This is a genomic window from Pseudoalteromonas sp. SCSIO 43201 (genome assembly GCF_023716725.1).
GTDB classification, from domain to species: Bacteria; Pseudomonadota; Gammaproteobacteria; order Enterobacterales; family Alteromonadaceae; genus Pseudoalteromonas; species Pseudoalteromonas peptidolytica.
On record NZ_CP072683.1, the window covers coordinates 1,629,434 to 1,649,391 of the forward strand.

Genomic DNA, 19,958 nt, shown 5'->3' on the forward strand with positions numbered 1-19,958 from the left:
TATTTGTTCGAAGTGTCCACACAGATGATTGTTGCTTGGCCTGATGGCTAAGTAATATTTGCTCTTTAAAAATTTGGAAAAGCTGAAAAATTAAATTCTGATAGATAACGTAAAGTTATTTATCGAGTTTTCGAAAGAAAATGCCGATTAATCATTTAGTTGATTAATTAGCGTCTACTTTAGTATTCAATATTAACTTCTGGCGAAGTTAAACTGTCTTTAGCAGTACAACTTAAAACTATTTTGGGTTGTATGGTTAAGTGACTAAGCGTACACGGTGGATGCCTTGGCAGTTGGAGGCGATGAAGGACGTACTAACTTGCGATAAGCCTAGTCAAGCCAGTAAGAGGCGCTTGAGACTAGGATTTCCGAATGGGGAAACCCACCTGCTTGCAGGTATCGTTAACTGAATACATAGGTTAACGAGGCGAACGCGGAGAACTGAAACATCTAAGTACCCGTAGGAAAAGAAATCAACCGAGATTCCGAAAGTAGCGGCGAGCGAAATCGGAGCAGCCCTTAAGCTTTAGTGTAGTTAGTGGAACATGTTGGAAAGCATGACGAAACAGGGTGATAGTCCCGTACACGACAACTTATCAAAAGTGAAATCGAGTAGGTCGGAGCACGTGAAACTTTGACTGAATATGGGGGGACCATCCTCCAAGGCTAAATACTCCCAACTGACCGATAGTGAACCAGTACCGTGAGGGAAAGGCGAAAAGAACCCCTGTGAGGGGAGTGAAATAGAACCTGAAACCGTGTACGTACAAGCAGTAGGAGCCTACTTGTTGGGTGACTGCGTACCTTTTGTATAATGGGTCAGCGACTTATATTCTGTAGCGAGGTTAACCATTTAGGGGAGCCGTAGCGAAAGCGAGTCTTAACTGGGCGCTTAAGTTGCAGGGTATAGACCCGAAACCCGGTGATCTAGCCATGGGCAGGTTGAAGGTCAGGTAACACTGACTGGAGGACCGAACCCACTAACGTTGAAAAGTTAGGGGATGACCTGTGGCTAGGAGTGAAAGGCTAATCAAACCGGGAGATAGCTGGTTCTCCCCGAAATCTATTTAGGTAGAGCCTCGGACGAATACTTACGGGGGTAGAGCACTGTTAAGGCTAGGGGGTCATCCCGACTTACCAACCCTTTGCAAACTCCGAATACCGTAAAGTACTATCCGGGAGACACACGGCGGGTGCTAACGTCCGTCGTGGAGAGGGAAACAACCCAGACCGTCAGCTAAGGTCCCAAAGTGTATGTTAAGTGGGAAACGATGTGGGAAGGCTAAAACAGCTAGGAGGTTGGCTTAGAAGCAGCCACCCTTTAAAGAAAGCGTAATAGCTCACTAGTCGAGTCGGCCTGCGCGGAAGATGTAACGGGGCTAAACATACCACCGAAGCTACGGCTGCGTACGTAAGTATGCGGGGTAGGGGAGCGTTCTGTAAGTGGCTGAAGGTGTGCCGGGAGGCATGCTGGACATATCAGAAGTGCGAATGCTGACATGAGTAACGATAATGCGGGTGAAAAACCCGCACGCCGGAAGACCAAGGGTTCCTATCCCATGTTAATCAGGGTAGGGTGAGTCGACCCCTAAGGCGAGGCTGAAGAGCGTAGTCGATGGGAAACGGGTTAATATTCCCGTACTTGGTATGAATGCGATGGGGGGACGGAGCAGGCTAGGCAAGCATGGCGTTGGTTGTCCATGTGAAAGGCTGTAGGCTGGCGACTTAGGAAAATCCGGGTTGCCAAGGCTGAGAGTCGAGACGAGCCACTAAGGTGGTGAAGTTGTTGATGCCCTACTTCCAGGAAAAGCCTCTAAGCTTCAGTTCATACTGAATCGTACCCTAAACCGACACAGGTGGTCAGGTAGAGAATACTAAGGCGCTTGAGAGAACTCGGGTGAAGGAACTAGGCAAAATTGTACCGTAACTTCGGGAGAAGGTACGCTCTTACTTGTGAAGACTTCGCGTCGTAAGCAGGCGAGAGCCGCAGTGACCAGGTGGCTGGGACTGTTTATTAAAAACACAGCACTGTGCAAAATCGTAAGATGACGTATACGGTGTGACACCTGCCCGGTGCCGGAAGGTTAATTGATGGGGTTAGCTTAGGCGAAGCTCTTGATCGAAGCCCCGGTAAACGGCGGCCGTAACTATAACGGTCCTAAGGTAGCGAAATTCCTTGTCGGGTAAGTTCCGACCTGCACGAATGGTGTAACCATGGCCACGCTGTCTCCACCCGAGACTCAGTGAAATTGAAATCGCAGTGAAGATGCTGTGTACCCGCGGCTAGACGGAAAGACCCCGTGAACCTTTACTACAGCTTGGCACTGAACATTGACCCTACATGTGTAGGATAGGTGGGAGGCTTTGAAGCGCAGACGCTAGTTTGTGTGGAGCCGACCTTGAAATACCACCCTTGTAGTGTTGATGTTCTAACTTAGGCCCCTGAATCGGGGTTGAGGACAGTGCCTGGTGGGTAGTTTGACTGGGGCGGTCTCCTCCCAAAGAGTAACGGAGGAGCACGAAGGTTTGCTAAGTACGGTCGGACATCGTACGGTTAGTGTAATGGTAGAAGCAAGCTTAACTGCGAGACAGACACGTCGAGCAGGTACGAAAGTAGGTCATAGTGATCCGGTGGTTCTGAATGGAAGGGCCATCGCTCAACGGATAAAAGGTACTCCGGGGATAACAGGCTGATACCGCCCAAGAGTTCATATCGACGGCGGTGTTTGGCACCTCGATGTCGGCTCATCACATCCTGGGGCTGAAGTCGGTCCCAAGGGTATGGCTGTTCGCCATTTAAAGTGGTACGCGAGCTGGGTTTAGAACGTCGTGAGACAGTTCGGTCCCTATCTGCCGTGGGCGTTTGAGAATTGAGAGGGGCTGCTCCTAGTACGAGAGGACCGGAGTGGACGAACCGCTGGTGTTCGGGTTGTGATGCCAATTGCATTGCCCGGTAGCTACGTTCGGAATCGATAACCGCTGAAAGCATCTAAGCGGGAAGCGAGCCTCGAGATGAGTTCTCACTTTGACTTAGAGTCAACTGAAGGGCCGTTGAAGACTACAACGTTGATAGGCGAGATGTGGAAGTGCTGTGAGGCATTAAGCTAACTCGTACTAATTACCCGTGAGGCTTAACCATACAACGCCAAAGTGGTTTAGCGACAGAAGTTAATAGACTGAAGTAGACAAAGAATTTAATAAGCTTTTTCCAGATTTATATTAATGAAGGATACTTCATTAATGAACAGAATTTCCTGATGACCATAGCGTTTTGGAACCACCTGACCCCATGCCGAACTCAGAAGTGAAACAAAACAGCGTCGATGATAGTGTGGGCTTCCCATGTGAAAGTAGAACATCGTCAGGGCCTTATTAGAGAAACCCGTTGCAGCAATGCGACGGGTTTTTTTCATTTGTAGTAAAGTACTTCCATGTAGTATTTCCCCTTCGCGTATCCATGCGCTCACTTCCTCGAACTGGAAGCGTTACTTCGGTTTCTTGTCACCCAAACTCAGAAGTGAAACAAAACAGCTCGAAGGCGAGCCCCGCGAAGGGTCGGTCCCGGTCAATGATAGTGTGGGCTTCCCATGTGAAAGTAGAACATCCTACTTCGTAGCGAGCCAGGGCCTTATTAGAGAAACCCGTTGCAGCAATGCGACGGGTTTTTTTGCTATGTGGGATTTGAAAAGAAAACCTCACAAGATAATCAACACCTCGCGAGGTAAACTCGCTCCCACCACGACACCAACAAAGTGCTGCACTGGTAGGAGGCGGTTTACCCGCCGAGCTGTTGGGTCTCTCAAACAAAAAGAATAAAACAGTCTACTCTGTAACATCGCGAAGTAAACTCGCGCTCACCACAATATCGACAAAGTGTTGTATTGTTAGGAGGCGGTTTACCCGCCGAGCTGTTGAGTCTCTCAAACAAAAAGAATAAAACAGTCTACTCTGTAACATCGCGAGGTAAACTCGCTCCCACCACGACACTAACAAAGTGCAGCACTGGTAGGAGGCGGTTTACCCGCCGAGCTGTTGGGTCTCTCAAACAAAAAGAATAAAACAGTCTACTCTGTAACATCGCGAGATAAACTCGCTCCCACCACGATATCAACAAGGTGCTGTACTTTGTAGGAGGCGGTTTACCCGCCGAGCTGTTAGGTCTCTCAAACAAAAAGAATAAAAACATCCTACTTTGTAACATCGCGAGGTAAATTCGCTCCCACTACAATATCAACTTCATTGTCGAGTCAGATTTTTACTCTTTTATGTGATAAGTTTGATGTAAACTACTAAGCTTCATTATGATTGTTTAAGCTGGCGCGATAGGAGTATTTGTGTGCTACAGGTTGCATTATTGCTTTCTGCATTTGTTGTGTTAACGCCTAACGAGCTATTCAAGACACTACAGGCTATTCAGGGAGCAAACGCGTCTAATCCGAGCGAAGCTTTGGAAATATATACCAAGGTACAGCCAGTCCTGCCTAAAACCCCTTCAAAAGGGTTATACGAAATTCATTTAGCCGGCCTCAAGTCAGGAATTAGAGCAAACGATGTTGGGTTAATCAAAAGTATTATTAACCTTTTCTCAGAAAATAAAGATTGGTTACATTATTTAAACTATGAGAAAGGTGAAATAGCCACTTATCTTGCTATTTATTTTAGAAGGACCGGTAAGTTTGAGCTGGCAGAGAAGAGCTATGAATGTGCAATTCGATTTTCGACAAATGAACAAAAGCAAAAGATCATAAATAACTTAGCTGTACTATATCGGACAGCGGGTCAGTTGGATGAAGCTGAAGAGATTCTTGATAGAGCTCTTATCGAGTATAGGGAAGAGGAACACATTAAAGCAGCGTTACATAATAATTTAGCGAACGTATATTTTGATCGGGCAAATTATGAAAAAGCGGCTGAGTTGTATCGGCTGGCGTTTCTACACCATCAAAAGTCGGGGGAGAACTACGAGGCCAGCTATGTTGGCCTGAACCTACTCAATAGCTATATTGCGTCAAAACAATGGCAGGGCTATCAGCGTTATGTCAATACAGTGAAAATGCGCGTTGATCAAACCCAAGACAGCGAGTTAATAACAGTATTAATGTGGCAAGAACTTACTGTTAAAAGAGCAGAGCAGGTTGCTGAGTTGAATCAAGAACAGCAAGTTTTTTTATTAGACTCCCTTCCTATGCTTATGAAAACAGAGTATCACCACAACATAACAAGGTATGTGTCACTGCTACAGTTGCCGAAACTAACTACGCTATATCAAGATTTCGCCACTTATAAGAACCTAAGTGTCAGAAAACTAGATGATAATAAGCAGTCTCTAGATCTCGTTTTGTCTTGGTGCCAAGAGGGAATTTAGTTCAGTGTCGGCTACAAGAAGCATAAACGCTAGTAGCCGCTGCATCATGGGTACTGGGTTTAGAAAGTCCATGCAAGGTGTAATTGTGGAACGGATTCGTTGGTATCTGTACCAAGTTTGTTGTGCCAATACTGCCATTCCACACCTAACATCAGCTGATTATCTGGCATCCCTAACGCATAGCCGAGATCCCATTGAAGAATTGGTTGTGCGAGCAGCCAGCCTTTAACATCATTACCAAGCTCGTTTTCTCGCTCGCCAATATATTCTACATGGCCAGTAAGATAGAACTTTTGTTCGCCTATTTTGAAAGGATAGCCCCATGCAAGATCTATCATCCAACTATCACTTTCCTTAGGAGCGCCGCCATGACTGATCCCTTGGCTATCGTCTTGATAGAGAGTAAATGTAGATGAGAAAAAGTTGAACCCTTCAAAGTTCCAGTTCACTTTGACACCAGGTAAGTATTTCATCACTTTAGCATCTCCAGCTGCATTGAAGCCCATTGTTAGGCTAACGTCAGCTATAGCGTCAAAAGAAGACTTAAAATCAGCAATCTTTGACATGGAGAAGCTTGAATACCACTCCCCATAAAAGTCACCATCTTGATAGTCATCAGTGAGATCATCTTTACTGTAATCGATAAAAAAGAAGTTATCACCATAGCGATAGCCTGAAGCATGTTGAAGCGAATAAACGGTTGTGGTTGCTTCATTTTTGCTAAAGGGATTTTTAAAGTCGCCGTGGTTGACGTGCAGCTGTGTAGTGCTCCAATCAGCGGCATAGCTAAGTGAGCTAACAGCAAGTGAGGATAAAGTAATGAGCGTATTGAGTTTCATTTATTAATTCGGATAACATTAAAAATGAAAGTATAACAAAAGCGCCCTAAGTTGGGCGCTTAAAGTAAATAAATTATGCTTTATTTCTTCTTAGGCAAATAACACAAATGGCAGTGAGCGCTAGAATAAAACAGTAATAAGATGAACTAGATACATCCCACGGGCTGATTTTAAAAGTAGCACCGAGTAACAGTGCCTGTGCACCATAGGGTAAAGAACCCTGCATAACGCACGCAAAAATATCGAGTAAGCTTGCAGAGCGCTTAGCTGAAATGTTTCCGTCTTCAGCTAGCTTTTTAGCAACAGGGCCAGCAACAATAATACTTACAGTGTTATTTGCAATACATAGATTACTGGTTAATACAAGCGCTGCAATACCGAGTTGATCAGCGACTTGGCGGTGCCATTTAGCAATGATACTGGTAATTTTTTGGATTTGCTTTGCTAAAAAATCGAGGCCGCCATTGATACGAATAAACTCGGATAGGCCACCAATGAATATAGATAGTAAGAAAATCTCCTGCATATCACTGAAGCCTTTGTAGACGTCATTTAGGAACGCTGCGCCTTGGTAGTCACCCACAAAACCTATGCAGCCAGCAAACACAATACCACTAAAAAGAACAACAAAAACATTAATCCCAATCACAGCCAAGACCAAGATAAACGCATAGGGTAAAACTAATAGCCAATCAAACGGTTTGGTTTCTACAACCTGCGGCTCTGGGGTTAAAAATACTAATAGCAAGACAGTCAACAACGCAGCAGGTAGGGCTATCTTTAGATTCTCTCTAAATTTATCTTTCATTTCACAGCCTTGGGTTCGTGTGGCTGCAATTGTGGTGTCAGAAATAATAGATAAGTTATCGCCAAACATTGCACCCGATACTATAGTGCCGGCCATCAGTGCAGGGTCGATCCCCGTTTTCATCGCCACTGCAACAGCAATAGGGCCAATCGCACCAATTGTGCCCATGGAAGTTCCCATTGCAGTAGAGACGACAGCGGAAATAAGGAAAAGGCCAGGTAATAGGAACGCTGGAGGAATAAGTGACAAACCTGCGTTAACCACAGCATCGACACCACCTGTTGCACTTGCAACGGCTGAGAAAGCACCTGCCAATAAATAGATGAGGCACATGGTGATGATGTTGCTGTGTCCAGCGCCTCGAATAAACGTTTCGACACTGCGGTTTATGGTATCTTTATTGAGTAAAAAAGCCAAAACAATGGCGGGTAGAATAGCAACGGGCGCTTTTAATTGATAAAACGCATAGTCGACGCCCTGTGATTGTAAATACAATCCTGCGCCAAGAAAAATCCCTACAAAGGTCAGCAGTGGCAATAATGATAGTTTTGCCTTTGTTTGATTGTAATTTGGTTGCATAGCACTCCCCAACATAAAGCACAGCCAATAATTGGCTGTAAAACCGCAAAACACGCCTAATAAGATGAAGTTTTTTCAACCCTAATAGGTTAGCGAGCGCGGCAGTTTATATGTTTAGACGTCTAAAGTCTAATGTTTTATTATTTTCAACTTGACTGACTATGACATACAGATACGGTAAACTCTACTCCTGCAAAAACGCATTTCTACATATCCGGTTAGCCATAATTGCTACCATTCGGATAATTAATATCGTAAAAATAAGGGTGACACATGACAAGAATAGGTATTTATGGTGCGAATGGCAGAATGGGACTTGCATTAATTGAAGCTTGTTATTTATCGCAACAAGCTGAGCTGATCTGCGCTTTCGTTCGAGAAAGTTCACAATACCTTGATAAAGCAATTAATCAATTGCAGCCAAAGGCAGACACAAATATTCGTTTTAGCTCTGAACAAGATACGCTTGAAAATGTTGATGTATTAATCGACTTCACTTTACCTGAGGGAATGAAGCAACACCTATCAGCCGCGATTGCTGCTAAAAAGCCAATGGTGATCGGTACCACAGGTCTTACTACAACTGAAATGGAACTGCTAGTTGAGGCTGCAAAGGAAATACCTATTGTCTTTTCTCGTAATTATAGTGTGGGTATTAATCTTCTCCTTAATTTAGTGCAAACAGCGGCACAGAAGCTTGCTGACGAGATGGACATTGAAATCTTTGAGGCACACCACCGCCACAAAATCGACGCTCCGTCAGGTACCGCACTGGCTATTGGTGAAGCGATAGCTGAAGCTAAAGGCTGGCAGCATGACGATGTTGCGGTTTATGACCGAAGTCACAGCCATGAAGCGAAATCACAACATGAGATTGGTTATTCGGTGCTTAGAGCGGGTGATATAGTAGGTGAACATACCGCTTACTTTGCAACAATGGGGGAAAGACTCGAATTAACACATAAAGCTGCATCGAGATTGACCTTTGCATCAGGCGCTGTAAGGGCTGCGCAATGGTTAAAAGATAAACCTGCAGGCCTTTACGATATGCAAGATGTCCTAGATTTAAAGAAGTAAGCATATCATTTTGCGGCTTTAAAGTAAAAAAAGAGTTTAAAGGCTTATTTTTGTAATTTTGGTGATTTTAATTAGACGAAATGTGATTCATGCTGTAGACTATAACGAATTTGCCAAAATTTTAATAACTGCGTGTTACCAAGCGCTTTGTAGACGGGATGTTGAGCGTTTTGCTTTCGCCCGTTTTTTACTATCTAGGAGGTTAACTTGACTAAATCCGCTCTGTTAGTCCTTGAAGACGGCACGGTTTTTCGTGGTACTGCTATCGGTGCTGACGGTATGTCAGTCGGTGAAGTAGTATTCAATACGTCAATGACGGGGTATCAAGAGATCTTAACGGATCCTTCATACGCGGAACAAATCGTTACGCTCACTTACCCACATATCGGCAACACCGGTACTAACAGCGAAGATGAGGAAGCGGACAAAATCTGGGCAAAAGGCCTAGTGATCCGTGACTTACCACTGCTTGCGAGTAATTTCCGTAATGAACAGTCATTAAGTGACTACTTAAAAGAACGCAATATCTTAGGGATAGCAGATATTGATACTCGTAAACTCACTCGCATTCTTCGTGATAAAGGAGCCCAAAATGGTTGTATTATCGCAGGTGATGAAGTTGACGAGCAACAAGCGCTAGAAGCTGCGCAAGCATTCCCTGGCTTAAAAGGGATGGATTTAGCAAAAGTAGTGACAACAGAAACTCAGTTTGAATGGCGTGAATCAAGCTGGACTCTGGGCGAAGGTTTTAAAACACTTCGCGCTGAAGATGAAAAGTTTCATGTTGTTGCCTATGACTTTGGTGTGAAAAAGAACATTCTCAGAATGCTAGTTGACAGAGGCTGTAAACTAACAGTTGTTCCAGCAGAAACCTCCGCTGCTGATGTCCTAGCACTCAACCCTGATGGCATCTTCCTATCAAACGGTCCTGGTGACCCTGAGCCATGTACTTATGCCATTGACGCGATAAAAGCATTTTTAGAAACAGACACACCTATTTTCGGTATTTGCTTAGGCCACCAGTTATTAGCACTCGCTTCTGGTGCAAAAACAGTGAAAATGAAGTTTGGTCACCATGGTGGCAACCACCCGGTTAAAGACTTAGATCGTGACGTTGTGATGATCACAGCACAAAACCATGGCTTCGCTGCTGACGAAGCAACGCTTCCTGATAACCTACGTGCAACGCATAAGTCTTTGTTTGATGGCACACTGCAAGGGATCCATCGTACTGATAAGCCTGCGTTTAGCTTCCAAGGTCACCCTGAAGCAAGCCCAGGTCCACATGATGCAGCACCGTTATTCGACCATTTCATTGAATTAATGCAATCTCGCAACGCTTAATTAGACCGGAGTAATAATGCCAAAACGTACTGACATAAAAAGCATTCTGATTTTGGGCGCAGGCCCAATTGTTATCGGCCAAGCCTGTGAATTTGACTACTCTGGTGCTCAGGCCTGTAAAGCGCTGAGAGAAGAAGGATATCGAGTCATTCTTGTAAACTCGAACCCTGCAACGATCATGACTGACCCTGAAATGGCTGATGCAACGTACATCGAACCAATTCACTGGGAAGTTGTTGAAAAAATCATCGAAAAAGAAAAGCCAGATGCTGTCCTTCCTACGATGGGTGGTCAGACAGCACTAAACTGTGCGCTTGATTTAGACAAGCATGGTGTACTTGCTAAGCACGGTGTAGAGTTAATTGGTGCGACGGCAGATGCAATCGACAAAGCAGAAAACCGCGAGCGTTTTGATATCGCGATGAAAAACATTGGCCTTGAGTGCCCTCGCGCAGAGATTGCACACTCAATGGATGAAGCAAAAGACGTGCTAACGCGTATCGGCTTCCCATGTATCATCCGTCCTTCTTTCACCATGGGTGGTACCGGTGGCGGTGTTGCTTACAACATGGAAGAATTTGAAGAAATCTGTACACGTGGTTTAGACCTTTCACCAACTAATGAGCTTCTAATTGATGAGAGCTTACTAGGTTGGAAAGAATATGAGATGGAAGTTGTTCGTGACAAAAACGACAACTGCATCATTGTATGTTCTATTGAAAACTTTGACCCCATGGGTGTTCACACAGGTGACTCAATCACTGTTGCACCAGCACAAACATTAACTGACAAAGAATACCAGCTAATGCGTAATGCTTCGATGGCGGTACTACGTGAAATTGGTGTTGAAACAGGTGGTTCAAACGTTCAATTTGGTGTGAATCCAAAGGATGGCCGTATGGTTATCATTGAGATGAACCCTCGTGTATCTCGTTCATCTGCACTAGCCTCAAAAGCAACGGGTTTCCCAATCGCGAAAATTGCAGCAAAATTGGCTGTGGGCTACACGCTTGATGAGCTACAAAACGACATCACTGGTGGCGCGACACCGGCGTCATTCGAGCCTTCAATTGACTACGTTGTTACCAAAATCCCTCGTTTTAACTTTGAGAAGTTCGCTGGTGCAAATGACCGTCTAACGACTCAGATGAAGTCTGTTGGTGAGGTTATGGCGATTGGTCGTAACCAGCAAGAGTCTCTTCACAAAGCACTTCGTGGTTTAGAAGTGGGTGCAACAGGTTTCAACCCGATTATTGCACTTGATGCGCCAAACGCAAAAGAAACCATCATTCGTGAGTTACGTGAGCCAGGTGCTGAGCGTATTTGGTACATTGCAGATGCAATGCGTCACGGTATGAGCGTTGAAGATGTATTTGAGTTAACCAAGATTGATCGCTGGTACTTAGTGCAGATTGAAGACATCATTAAAGATGAAACTAAGATCGCAGAAGCGGGTCTTGCTGGTCTTAACAAAGATTTCCTTCGTCGCCTCAAGCGCAAAGGTTTCGCTGATGCGCGCATCGCTGAGATTGCAGGTGTTTCTGAAAAAGAAATCCGCAAGAAGCGTCATCAGTTAGAAATTCTACCTGTGTATAAGCGTGTTGATACATGTGCAGCAGAATTCAGCTCAGACACAGCTTACATGTACTCAACTTACGATGAAGAATGTGAAGCAGCACCTTCTGAAAAAGACAAGATCATGGTTATCGGCGGCGGCCCTAACCGTATCGGTCAAGGCATCGAATTTGATTACTGTTGTGTTCATGCTGCACTTGCAATGCGTGAAGATGGCTATGAAACTATCATGGTTAACTGTAACCCTGAAACCGTTTCAACCGACTACGATACGTCTGACCGTCTATTCTTCGAGCCAATCACGCTTGAAGATGTACTAGAAATCGTACGTGTTGAGAAGCCAAAAGGTGTTATCGTTCAGTACGGTGGTCAAACACCACTTAAACTAGCACGTGACCTTGAAGCGAATGGTGTGCCAGTAATTGGTACTTCTCCAGATGCAATCGACCGTGCAGAAGACCGTGAGCGTTTCCAGCAACTTGTTGAGCGCCTTGACCTTCTTCAACCTGAGAACGCGACAGTAACTTCTCTAGAAGAAGCGGTTGCTAAGTCTCAAGAGATCGGTTTCCCATTAGTTGTTCGTCCATCATACGTATTAGGTGGTCGTGCTATGGAAATCGTATATGACGAAGATGACTTACGTCGTTACATGACTGAGGCGGTATCTGTATCTAACGAAGCACCAGTTCTTCTTGACCGCTTCTTAGATGATGCAATCGAAGTTGACGTTGATGCTATCTGTGATGGTGAAAACGTGATTATTGGCGGTATTATGGAGCACATCGAGCAGGCGGGTGTTCACTCAGGTGACTCAGCATGTTCATTACCAGCACACTCTCTATCGCAAGATATTCAAGACGTTATGCGCAAGCAAGTACGTGACATGGCGCTAGAGCTTGGTGTTGTGGGTCTAATGAATACTCAGTTTGCTGTGAAAGATGGCAAAGTATACCTAATCGAGGTTAACCCTCGTGCAGCACGTACAGTACCGTTTGTTTCGAAGGCAACGGGTGTTGCACTGGCAAAAGTAGCAGCGCGTTGTATGGTTGGGCAGTCTCTTGAAAGCCAAGGTGTAACAAAAGAAGTTATCCCTCCTTATTATAGCGTGAAGGAAGTTGTACTCCCATTCGCTAAATTCTTAGGTGTTGACCCAATGCGTGGTCCAGAGATGCGCTCTACGGGTGAAGTGATGGGTGTTGGTGAAAACTTCGCCGAAGCATTCGCAAAAGCCCAATTAGGTGCATCAAACACTTTACCACGTGGCGGCCGCGCGCTACTATCTGTGCGTAATGGTGATAAGGCACGCGTCGTTGAACTGGCTAAGACAATGAAAGCCATTGGTTTTGAGCTAGATGCAACGAATGGTACGGCGAAAGCGCTTGAAGAAGCGGGTATTGAAGTACGTCGCGTAAACAAAGTATTCGAAGGCCGTCCTCATATTCTTGACCGTATCAAGAATGGTGAGTACAGCTATATCGTTAATACGACCGAAGGTCGCCAAGCTATTGAAGACTCGAAGGTGTTACGTCGTGGTGCACTACAGCATAAGACTAACTACACCACTACGCTAAATGCAGCGTTTGCAAACTGTACAGCGAATGCAGCTGACGACAGAAGCTCTGTAAACTCTGTTCAAGAATTACACCAGCGTTTGAACTAAAAAGAACAAAGCCAGAGCATATGCTCTGGCGATGAGTGAGATACTTATGCAATCAATTCCGATGACAGTGCGAGGCGAAGAATTGCTTCGTGAAGAACTGAATCATTTAAAAAAAGTTGTTCGCCCAAAAATTGTTGCAGACATTGCAGAAGCACGTGAACACGGCGATTTGAAAGAAAACGCTGAATATCATGCAGCAAGAGAGCAGCAAGGTTTTTGTGAAGGCCGTATTCAAGAAATTGAAGCGAAACTTTCAACTGCACAAATAATTGATGTAACTAAAATGCAAAATAACGGCAAGGTTATTTTTGGCAGTACGGTTACTATCGTTAATGTGGATACGGACGAAGAAGTTAGCTACCGCATTGTTGGTGATGATGAAGCAGATATTAAAAATAACTTAATTTCTGTTAACTCTCCAATTGCGCGTGGATTAATTGGCAAAGAGCTAGATGATACAGTGAATATTCAAACGCCAAATGGCCTAGTTGAGTATGAAATCATCGAGGTTGAATACAAGTAATCCTTTTCAATTAAAAGTCCGTATTTTGAAAAATACGGGCTTTTTTGTTACCCACCTTGTCATACCTCTTCCTCACCTCTATGAATATGGATGCACAGGTGTTCACTTAATACTATGTTATCAACAACCTCTTCTCGTTTATTAAGATTAATTGGTATTAATCCAGTTAATTGATGTAGCTTCTTACCCCGTGTCTCAGTCACTGAACTTAAACGAGTCTGAACGCTCACTCAGAACTTAGCTGTAATGTCATGTAATTGCTAATTATGCAAAACCTTCTAGGGTTTGTGTTAATCCTTGACACGGAACAAAAATGAGGAGGTACATGTGCCATTTGAAATGGAACAGTTTAAAACTGAAGGATTTGAGCTTTTTATATCAAGTTGGAAAGAGAGGCTAGCAAGCACAGGAATTCATCAAGAGTTACCCAGTCAAAAGCATGAGTTTTGGCGCACTCTACGACTAAGATCCACAGTGGATCTCAGCAAGCATAGCGCACTTCTCCAAGGGGTTAGCTTGGCTAGGTACGACACATACCTCGTTCTTACTGCTTTGTTGTACACCAATAGCTTGTTTGAGAGTAAAGACCTAATTATCGGCCATAACTTGCCAGGACACTTTTTTAATGACGCTAATCCAGCTCAGCAGTGTTTTTCTCGAGAATTGCTTGATTCTCTTAATCTCAACCAGCCGCTTTGCTTAATCGATGAATACTTCGAGAATTTTGAGATAAATACAATATGCTATGAGCAATTACGCAAGGCCGTTCCGACATGGCACGATGCGTTTCATGAGCTGGAAGCCGTAACAAATTTCACTTCGGCGCCACGCTCAGCATCCCAGCTTCCTAGTAGTTTATTATATTTTATACCGCAGCTATTTTCTGAAAAGCAGATTATTGAGCAGTGTAATCATTTATCCGCGCTTTATTGACTCAAACTTTAGGTAGAGAGTGTTAATACCAATTTGACTTAATACTTGCTCAATTTGAAGGAGTAAATCTGACGCTAACTGCGTTAAAAAATTTCTCATTTAGAACAACTAAATATCAAAATTTTTGCCTTGCCTACACGGATGTAGGTACCTTGGCGATAGCAGGACGCGGTAGCGGAGTTATCGACAGGATTTTCTCGCCTCAAAATAGACTACTTAATTAAGCAAATTGGTATAAAGGCCACATAAAACTTGCGGCTAAAAAAGTATAAGTTATTCGAAGTCCGGTTTGATGAATATGAGGCATTTTAGCTTTTTGGCGATAGTTGAGTACCTAGCCACAGAGTGTGAATAGGGGGATAAACTTGCATGCAAATTAATTAGCCGATGATGTAACAATTGACACAGTTTGAAACGAATTTACTTTAGACTTTTTTGCTGTGCTTGCTACACTTTATTTGTTCCCAAAACCAATTAGACACCGATCCCTAAGCATTGTGATATGGATCGGTATCTTTATTTATAGGATTAGCATGAGTTTATTAAAAAGTGCACTTATTAAGACTTTAAAAAGTAAATCTACTCAGCAGGTCGCTTCGGTCGTGCTTGATAAAGCATTGAAGCAGGGAAAGGAGTTCATAGACTCACGAAACACGCAAATGAAAAGTGAGACTGATGAGTTAGTATTGGGACTTCAGCACCTATTAGTGCAGAAGCCAACGGATGGTATTTATTCCATTTCGCTTTCAAACTGTAAAATTAGAGTTAAAATATCATCAGGTGCCATCGCCCAAATAGATAAAATTTAAAATATTCTCCTTTTCTGTAAATTTCTATTCCTCACCACCGTCAGTTAACCGATTTATCTTTATTTAACCAAGGGTTGGGTTTAAATGCTCGAAACTTGATATGTACTGTAATCTGGTAGTCTCAATGACAAATTATGACTGAGCTTATGCTCAAACTTTAGGTCGGGATAAGCAGTTAGTTAGTCAACTTAGGTGCCTCAGCGCAATATTGCTCTAGCCAGAAGTGATTTCTTAATATATGGCAAATTTGTACATCAAAAGCAGCTCTATTCAAGCAAAACTAACGCTGTAGTACGCGATAATGGTTTCCTTTTTGGAAACAGTGGAGGTGGTATTGTGATTTCTACTTCGCGCATTTGAGCCCCTCCAACCAAGATATAAATCACCTCACTATTCCATAATGTTATATAAAATATATTGTATACATTGTGTATTTAATGTTAGAAAAATAAAACCCAATCGGATAGACCCGTTGGGTTTGGATACACAACATAAAGGTAACTTATGAAAACAACAAAATTTACGTCAGTCATGGTCGCGTTAGCAATGGCAGGAGCGGTAAACGCCCATCAAGAGTCAGAGCGATTATTTAAGCCATTAGAGGCGTCGAGCCAGGCAAAAATTAATATCTCGCATGGTCATGAACACAACGCCAAACGGGATAAAGCGCCGGTCGCCGAGAGTGAAGCTATGCAAGTTAGCCCATTACTCGCCGCACAAACTTCTCAAGTCAATACATTTAATGCTGACCGCAGCGAGCAGTCAAGCGTTTGCGACTTAGCTAGTCTGGCAAATGCCAACAGCAGTCAAATTGTTGCTGAAGTCAAGCTGCAAGGGGCAAGTTGTATCAATGCGCTATTTTCGGCTGAAAGCAGTACTCAATCAAAAGTGTTTACTTCTGATAAAATGTATGCCGCTGCGCAAAGCACAAAAGCGCTTTCTCAGAGCTACGCTGGCAACGGTAGCTCTGATCTAGAAGCTTTATACTTATTTATTCGTGCGGGCTTCTACGTCGAGTTTTACAACGACCAAGTGAGTTTTGCAACTTGGGTAAAGCCAGCTGTGAAAGAGGCTTTGGATGCGTTTGTAAATAATAGCCACTTTTACGATGACAATGATGCACATGGCAAAGTCTTAAGCGAAGCAATAATCACCATGGACTCGTCTGAGTTGCAAGACAGCTACCTGCCAGTAGTGAAGGCTTGGCTAGCAAAATGGAATGAAAGCTATGGGCAGAAATGGAATATGCGAAGCGCGGTAAATGGCATTTTTACGATTTTATATCGTGGACAATGGAATAGTAACTTCGTAGCCCAGGTAAAAAATGATCAAGAGCTAGTCCAATTATTAGGTAACTTTACGGCGCAAACTTGGATGATAAACTCTGATTCACAATACCTCATTATCAATGCTGCAAGCGAACTGGCAAGACTAAAGCTATATGATGGTGCAGCAATACAAGACAACGTAGACAATCAACTAGTGTCACTATTTTCACGCTATGAGAGCTATGGCTTTGGGGATGGAGTATGGTTGGCTGCGGCTGATGTTGCAACGTATTACTCGGATTGTAGTAAGTTTGATATTTGTGACTTTGACAAAGAGCTAGAAGCGAAAGTTTTGTCACAGCAGCATAGCTGTAGCGACACCATTAAAATACGTGCACAAGAGTTAACACCCGTACAGCTGACATCTGCTTGTGAAAAAATGGAAGCAGAGGAAGTGCGTTTCCACGATATGCTTGAGACAGGTCGTTCACCCGTAGCAGACGATAACAATGATTTTCTTCAGGTTAATATCTTTAACAGTAGTTCAGACTATAAAAAATATGCTAAAGCCATTTTTAAAATAAGCACAGACAATGGTGGTATGTATCTGGAAGGGGATCCAAGCGATGTGAATAATATTGCTAACTTTGTTGCTTACGAGGCAAGCTATGCTAAACCCGATCACTACATCTGGAACTTAGAGCATGAGTATGTGCATTACCTTGATGGTCGTTTTGACTTGTATGGAGGATTTAATGCCCCAACCAAACCAATCGTGTGGTGGAGTGAAGGGGTTGCTGAATACATCGCAAACCTTAACGACAATCTAGCTGCTATCGATACGATTCAAGATGGCTCCACCTATACGCTAGCTGAAATCTTTAGCACCACTTACGATGGATTTGACCAAGATAGGATCTATCGTTGGGGATATTTAGGTGTCAGATTTATGTACGAAAGACACTTTGATGAAGTAAAGGCAATGCGACAAGAAACCAGAACCGCAAATTGGGATGGTTATCAAGAGCGTGTCAATCGTTGGGCGTCTCAGTATCAGTCTGAATTTGTGCAATGGTGTAATAGTTTGGTTGATGGCGGACAAAATAACGCGCCGACATCACAAATTAATGGCCCATATACAGGGACTGCTGATCAAGACATTCAGTTTTCGAGTCAAGGAAGCATAGATCCAGATGGTGACACATTAACGTATCTTTGGAGTTTTGGAGACGGTAGTGAGAGCAACATCGCTAATCCCACACATCACTATACTCAACCTGGTGAGTATCAAGTAAGTCTTACGGTTATGGATCCTGCCGGTTTAAGTCATGTAAGTAATACGATTGCTTCCATAAGTGCAGCGTCATCAGAAAAGTTACGTTCAGGAAGTCCAGTAATTATTTCAGGTGAACAAGATGAACAACTTGCCTTTTCCATTGACGTTGCTGCGGGTGTAGACAAATTAATTTTGACGACATCTGGAGGAACAGGAGATGTTGATTTGTATGTAAAAGCGGGAACAGCGCCAACATTCAATGAATTTGATTGCCGGCCTTATAAATCTGGTAACGAAGAAATATGCGAAATTGCTACCCCGGAAGCCGGCACTTATTACCTTATGCTACATGGTTACAATCGCTTTGAAAATGTTCAGTTATTAGGAGAGATCCAAACTAAGTCAACGGTTGAGGATATGTGCAAGTCTCAAGGTAGTATATCCAATGGCAGATTAACAGCCGGTAAAACGGTGTGTCTAGGTAGCCAAGATCCGATGTGGTTTAGCCTTGAAAATGTAAGTGCACAGCAATCAATTGTAATACAAACTGTCCATGGCAGCGGTGACTTGGGGCTTGAGTACAGTAATGGGGGATGGCCAAATGGTAGCAATGTGGAGGCTAGCTCTTTTAATCAAGGTAATGTTGAATGTATCGAGCTCGATGCACAATCTTCGTATTGGGGATATATAAAAGTATCAGGTGCCCCAGCTGGTGCATCAATCAAAGTATCGTATAACGCGGGGAGCTGCAATTAGCTATAAAAGGGTAATCGACTATAATGTTTGAGGAGCTTTATGAGCTCCTTTTTCGTTACCCAGAGAATGATGTGACAGTTTTACTCAAAAGAGGCTAGGCTGTATTGATAATATAATACCAATTAGACTTAATACTTGCTCAATTTGAAAGTGTAAATCTGACGCTAACCGCGTTAAAAATGTCTTATTTAGAACAACTAAATAAGACATTTTCCTTGCTTACTTGGATGTAGATACCTGAGCGAGAATAGAACGCGGTAGCGGAGTTATCGACAAGATTTTCCCGCCTCAAAATAGATCACGTAATTAAGATAATTGGTATAAGTGCTGTGTGAGTGATGAGGCCTGTGGTGTTAAAGATAGCTTTTCTTTCTATTTTTCTATTTCTGTTAGGGTCGTTTCCAGCATATAGCGCTCTGCAACAGACACTATATGTGTATCATAATAAGCCGCCATACATCACAGACTTAGACGCTCGTGAAGGCCTCTATTTTGATATTGTCAGGCTGATAAATAGCCATGCGACTGAGCTACAGTTTGACTTGCGATTTATTCCCCGCAAGCGTCTGGATAAACTGCTTCAAGAAGCACAGTTACCAGGCTTTATATTAGGGGTTAACCCAGCTTGGTTTGGGGACATAAAAAAACAGAAGTACCTTTGGAGCAGCCCATTAATGTATGACACGGATGAATTCGTATCGCATATTGAACATCCGTTTGAATATTATCATCCAAGCTCGTTGTCTGGCAATTTGGTCGGTACAATCGCTGGTTACTATTATCGATACCTTGATCAAAAAAATGAATATTCAAAAGTGCAAAGAGTAGATGTTAATTCTGAGGAAGCCTTGCTTGAAATGGTGTTGAAAAAACGGGTTAATGTTGCCATTGTCAGCCGCTCGACCACAGAGTATTTAGCCACTAAAAATGGTTGGAAAGAGGTGTTTTACTTTTCTCAAAATCCACATGAGACATATTACCGAGCGATTATGGCACCAGAGTCACTCAAAGCAGAATTTACGTTACTACAAGATGCACTAGACTCTGAGTTATTTAAAAAGCAACTTGTGACATTGCTAAAAAGTTATCATTTAGTCTACTGAAAAATCAAACTACAGTGGTGCCAAGTGCATGCTAACGTGCAAC

Annotated in this window: 11 protein-coding genes and 2 rRNA genes; 11 read left to right on the plus strand and 2 right to left on the minus strand. The window is 43.4% G+C overall.

Annotation, left to right across the window (positions count from 1 at the left end):
• Positions 1-254 precede the first annotated feature (254 nt).
• The 3 genes from J8Z24_RS07100 to J8Z24_RS07110 all read left to right on the plus strand — a co-directional run bounded on the left by J8Z24_RS07100 (position 255) and on the right by J8Z24_RS07110 (position 5,365).
• Positions 255-3,139 (plus strand): 23S ribosomal RNA (locus tag J8Z24_RS07100).
• A 114-nt stretch (positions 3,140-3,253) separates the two neighbouring features.
• A 5S ribosomal RNA gene (gene rrf, locus J8Z24_RS07105) occupies positions 3,254-3,367 on the plus strand.
• 969 nt (positions 3,368-4,336) lie between these two features.
• Positions 4,337-5,365, plus strand: a complete 1,029-nt coding sequence (locus J8Z24_RS07110) for a tetratricopeptide repeat protein (protein WP_252095513.1) — start codon at positions 4,337-4,339, stop codon at positions 5,363-5,365.
• 59 nt (positions 5,366-5,424) lie between these two features.
• Here J8Z24_RS07110 and J8Z24_RS07115 read toward each other — a convergent pair whose 3' ends face one another.
• A complete protein-coding gene (locus tag J8Z24_RS07115) occupies positions 5,425-6,204 on the minus strand; it encodes a nucleoside-binding protein (protein WP_252095514.1) in 780 nt (259 codons plus the stop codon).
• A gap of 73 nt (positions 6,205-6,277) precedes the next feature.
• Positions 6,278-7,591 carry a Na+/H+ antiporter NhaC family protein gene (locus tag J8Z24_RS07120; protein WP_252095515.1) on the minus strand — a complete coding sequence of 438 codons (1,314 nt, stop codon included), beginning with the start codon at positions 7,589-7,591 and terminating at the stop codon, positions 6,278-6,280.
• Between the two features lie 273 nt (positions 7,592-7,864).
• On the opposite strand from J8Z24_RS07120, the gene dapB reads away from it, so the two are divergent.
• The 8 genes from dapB to J8Z24_RS07160 all read left to right on the plus strand — a co-directional run bounded on the left by dapB (position 7,865) and on the right by J8Z24_RS07160 (position 19,915).
• Entirely contained in the window at positions 7,865-8,668 is an 804-nt protein-coding gene (dapB, locus tag J8Z24_RS07125) for a 4-hydroxy-tetrahydrodipicolinate reductase (protein ID WP_147391124.1), read from the plus strand.
• Between the two features lie 207 nt (positions 8,669-8,875).
• Entirely contained in the window at positions 8,876-10,012 is a 1,137-nt protein-coding gene (gene carA / locus J8Z24_RS07130; protein WP_147391123.1) for a glutamine-hydrolyzing carbamoyl-phosphate synthase small subunit, read from the plus strand.
• A gap of 16 nt (positions 10,013-10,028) precedes the next feature.
• A complete protein-coding gene (carB, locus tag J8Z24_RS07135) occupies positions 10,029-13,247 on the plus strand; it encodes a carbamoyl-phosphate synthase large subunit (protein WP_252095516.1) in 3,219 nt (1,072 codons plus the stop codon).
• A gap of 46 nt (positions 13,248-13,293) precedes the next feature.
• Entirely contained in the window at positions 13,294-13,770 is a 477-nt protein-coding gene (greA, locus tag J8Z24_RS07140; RefSeq protein ID WP_125253230.1) for a transcription elongation factor GreA, read from the plus strand.
• Between the two features lie 327 nt (positions 13,771-14,097).
• Positions 14,098-14,703 (plus strand): hypothetical protein, encoded by a 606-nt coding sequence (locus J8Z24_RS07145; protein ID WP_147391121.1) that lies wholly within the window; start codon positions 14,098-14,100, stop codon positions 14,701-14,703.
• Between the two features lie 533 nt (positions 14,704-15,236).
• Positions 15,237-15,512: a hypothetical protein gene (locus tag J8Z24_RS07150; protein WP_147390501.1), complete on the plus strand. Its 276-nt coding sequence runs from the start codon at positions 15,237-15,239 to the stop codon at positions 15,510-15,512.
• A 504-nt stretch (positions 15,513-16,016) separates the two neighbouring features.
• Positions 16,017-18,812 carry a collagenase gene (locus J8Z24_RS07155; RefSeq protein WP_252095517.1) on the plus strand — a complete coding sequence of 932 codons (2,796 nt, stop codon included), beginning with the start codon at positions 16,017-16,019 and terminating at the stop codon, positions 18,810-18,812.
• A gap of 350 nt (positions 18,813-19,162) precedes the next feature.
• The gene (locus J8Z24_RS07160; RefSeq protein WP_176033621.1) at positions 19,163-19,915 is read left to right on the plus strand and encodes a type 2 periplasmic-binding domain-containing protein; all 753 of its coding nucleotides are present in this window, start codon (positions 19,163-19,165) and stop codon (positions 19,913-19,915) included.
• The last annotated feature ends 43 nt before the right edge of the window (positions 19,916-19,958 follow it).